Genomic DNA, 2,809 nt, shown 5'->3' with positions numbered 1-2,809 from the left:
GGGCTCGACCTGGGGCACCGTGCCGTTCTTCGACAGCCAGGGCAACTTCGCCCATCTGCCGCGCTCGACCAACCTGGCACCGAAGTGGAGCTACTGGCAGCGCGAGACCAGCACGGTGTTCGCCAACCTGGAGCAGCRYTTCGGYGASAACTGGCTGCTSAAGRTCAACACCGCCTACACSCGTGGCAACGTGCAGAACRTGCGCCTGTACGGCACCGGCWAYCCSGAYCCGGYSACCGGCGCGGGCATCTACCTGCGCACCGCCGCCGGCGATTCGGAAGACACCCGCCGCAACGTCGACGCCTACCTGACCGGCACCTTCAACCTGTGGGGCCAGCAGCACGACGTGACCGTGGGCGCGCAGTGGGCCGACCTGGAAGGCACCACCAACACGCTGGCGCTGAACTATCCGCGCGACTGGGCTCGTTGCGGCAGCGAGCGCTGCTACTACATTCCCAACGTGCACACCTGGGATGGCGACATCTCCGAAGTGACCTACACCCTCACCGGCGCACGCCGCGTGGCCAAGACCACGCAGAGCGGCTTCTACCTGGCCACCCGCCTGCGCCTGGCCGATCCGCTGGCGCTGATCGCCGGCGCACGCCTGAGCCGCTGGCAGACCCAGACCCGCGCCTACAACGCGGCCGGTGCCTACACCGCCACCAGCGGCGCGTACAAGGTGAGCGATGAAATCACCCCGTACGTGGGCCTGGTGTATGACATCACCCCGAACGTGGCGGCCTATGCCAGCTACACCGAGATCTTCAACCCGCAGAACTACAAGGACCGCAACGAGAACCTGCTGGCGCCGGTGCAGGGCTCCAACCTGGAAGCGGGCCTGAAGACGCAGTGGTTCGACGGTCGCCTGACCGCCAACGCGGCGGTGTTCGAAGCCAAGCAGGACAACTACGCGGTGCGTGACATGAGCGTGCCGGAAGGCTCACTCAGCGACGGCAGCTCGGCCTACATCGGCGTCAACGGCACCAAGGCGCGCGGCTGGGAGGTGGACGTCAACGGCGAGATCCTGCCGGGCTGGACGGTCAATGCCGGCTATACCCACGTCAAGGTGACCCGCGCGGCCACCGACCTGCTGTACGCCAATCCGGCCGAAAACCTGCTGCAGCTCAACACCCAGCTGCAGCTGCGCGGCGCGCTGGAACGCCTGAGCATCGGCGGTGGCGTGCAGTGGCAGAGCAAGGTGCAGGGCTACAACATCCCCTACCCGCTCGGCGGCACGGTGACGGTGAACCAGCCGGCGTATGCGCTGGTGCAGTTCAACGCCAACTACCGCATCAGCGACAACTGGACGGCGACGCTGAGCGTGCGCAACGCGCTGGACAAGACCTACTGGGCCAACCTCGACTACAACAACTATGGCGAACCGCGCTTCGTGGCGGCCAGCCTGCGCTGGAAGTTCTGAGCAACCCGGGAACGGTGGGTTCCGACCATTGGGGGGTGCCCACTGTTGGGGGTGGGTGCCGACAGTTGGGGGGCCCACTGTTGGGGGTGGGTGCCGACCGTTGGGGGTGGGTGCCCACTGTTGGGGGTGGGTGCCGACCRTTGGTCGGCACGCTTCTGACGCTCCGCCACGACCCACGGTCGTGGCCCACCTGAATGGGCCCGCCTTCGCGCGGGCCTTTTCTTTGCTGCACTGCGGGTTGCACACCCCTCCGTAATTATGGCGTAATTATTCCAACGCCATTCGGAAGTCCGTCGATGAACCCGAGTTGGGACACGCTGGAGCGGGGCCGCCAGGCGCGGCTGGAACGCGCCGCGCCATGGGCCAAGGGCCACGAGGTGGCGGCTGGCGATGTCGCCGAGCTGCTGCACGCGCTGCTGGAGCCGGGCGACAAGGTCTGCCTGGAAGGCAACAACCAGAAGCAGGCCGACTTCCTCGCCCAGACGCTGGCCGACCTCGACCCGGCACGGGTGCATGACCTGCACATGGTGCAGTCGGTGCTGTCCCTGCCTTCGCACCTGGATGTGTTCGAACGCGGCATCGCCTCCAGGCTGGACTTCTCCTTCTCCGGGCCGCAGTCGGTGCGGCTSGCCAACCTGGTKGCCGAAGGMCGSATCSAGATCGGKGCSATCCACACCTACCTGGAACTGTTCGGCCGCTACTTCATCGACCTCACTCCGCGTGTGGCACTGGTCGCGGCGCAGGCTGCCGACCGCCACGGCAATCTCTACACCGGCCCCAACACCGAAGACACGCCGGTGATCGTGGAGGCCACCGCATTCGGTGGCGGCATCGTCATCGCCCAGGTCAACGAGATCGTCGACACCCTCCCCCGCGTCGATATTCCTGCCGACTGGGTCAACTTCGTGGTGCAGGCGCCGCGCCCGAACCATATCGAACCGCTGTTCACCCGCGATCCGGCACAGATCTCCGAGATCCAGGTGCTGATGGCGATGATGGCGATCAAGGGCATCTACGCCGAGTACGGGGTGAACCGGCTCAACCATGGCATCGGTTTCGATACAGCAGCAATCGAACTGCTGCTGCCGACCTACGCCGAGTCGCTGGGGCTGAAGGGAAAGATCTGCCAGCACTGGGCGCTCAATCCGCACCCGGCGCTGATTCCAGCCATCGAATCGGGTTTCGTCAAATCCGTGCACTCGTTCGGGTCGGAACTGGGCATGGAGAAGTACATCGCCGCGCGCGGGGATGTGTTCTTCACCGGCGCCGATGGTTCGATGCGCTCCAACCGCGCGTTTTCGCAGACCGCAGGGCTGTATGCCTGCGACATGTTCATCGGCTCCACCCTGCAGATCGACCTGCAGGGCAACAGCTCCACCGCAACGCGCG

Annotated in this window: 2 protein-coding genes; both read left to right on the top strand. The window is 65.9% G+C overall.

From position 1 onward, the window contains the following. The coding region (locus tag AC1DJN_RS21470; RefSeq protein WP_478040170.1) for a TonB-dependent siderophore receptor at positions 1–1,420 on the top strand (1,420 nt) is incomplete at its 5' end. Positions 1,421–1,716: 296 nt separating this feature from the next. Continuing rightward, the coding region (locus AC1DJN_RS21465) for a malonate decarboxylase subunit alpha (protein ID WP_478040168.1) at positions 1,717–2,809 on the top strand (1,093 nt) is incomplete at its 3' end.

It is taken from the genome of Stenotrophomonas sp. 05L414_2 (genome assembly GCF_056397905.1).
The sequence above is the reverse complement of the archived record's forward strand: the minus strand, read 5'-3'. Positions and strand labels throughout refer to the sequence as shown.